This window comes from Paraburkholderia sp. SIMBA_053 (assembly GCF_046534895.1).
GTDB classification, from domain to species: domain Bacteria; phylum Pseudomonadota; class Gammaproteobacteria; order Burkholderiales; family Burkholderiaceae; genus Paraburkholderia; species Paraburkholderia caledonica.
In genome coordinates this window covers 1-396 of sequence record NZ_JAWRXU010000170.1, presented here as the reverse complement: position 1 = coordinate 396, position 396 = coordinate 1, and the positions used below count along the sequence as shown (strand labels likewise).

General features: G+C 62.1%; 1 pseudogene. It reads right to left on the bottom strand.

Features of this window, described 5'->3' with window-relative positions:
• Positions 1 to 396 (bottom strand): annotated as a pseudogene (locus SB753_RS35105) (choline dehydrogenase); the annotation flags it as partial.

The window sequence follows — 396 nt, the reverse complement described above, 5'->3', positions numbered from 1 at the left end:
GTTCGCCGCCACATGGCGGTCATAATCCGTCGACAGATAGTTGGGCGCGATCAACGGCGGCGCCGACGAGTCCGCCGATTCGATATGAATGCTGCCGCGCGAAGTCGGCCGCAACTGGCACACAGACGCCGTGAATGCATTGAACCGGTGCAGCGGTTCGCCGAAGCGATCGAGTGAAAGCGGCTGTACGTGATATTCGAGGTCGGGCCGCGCGAGCGAGCGATCGTCCGGATCGGACTTCGCGAACGCGCCCAGTTGCGACGGCGACATCGACATCGGGCCACTTTGAAACAGCGCGTACTGCATGCCGATCATCAGCTTGCCCCACCAATGGGCCGACGCCGTGTTCAACGTGCGCACGCCGTCGACCTGATAAGCCATGCGCAGTTGCAAATG